Raw genomic sequence first — 337 nt, forward strand, 5'->3', positions numbered from 1 at the left:
GCCGTTGGAGTTCTCCACCTTCTCCACGAAGTGCGGGCGGTGGTAGGTGCCGCCGTTGGTCAGGGTTGCCAGGGCGGTGGCCATATCCAGTGGGCTGGACTGGTACATGCCCAGCGTGATGCCCTCTGCCGGCTTGCCATTTGCCTCCTGCAGAGTCTTGCCCACGCCCGGCAGCTCCTCGGCCACGCCCAGGCGGTGCGCCATGTCGGCGACGTCCTGCGGGCCGCCCTTCAGCGACTGGGTCAGACGGATGAAGCTGGTGTTCAGCGACTGCTTCAGCGCCTCGGCGATGCTGCATGTGCCGCAGCTGGCACCGCTGACGTTGGTCACCTGTGCG

1 protein-coding gene is annotated in these 337 nt (G+C 67.1%); it reads right to left on the bottom strand.

Annotated elements, in window-relative coordinates; all coding sequences use genetic code 11:
* Positions 1–337: penicillin-binding transpeptidase domain-containing protein (locus CYJ76_RS11755; RefSeq protein ID WP_269148635.1), on the bottom strand; the 337-nt coding region annotated here is incomplete at both ends.

The organism is Kytococcus schroeteri, from assembly GCF_002847825.1.
GTDB lineage: Bacteria > Actinomycetota > Actinomycetes > Actinomycetales > Dermatophilaceae > Kytococcus > Kytococcus schroeteri.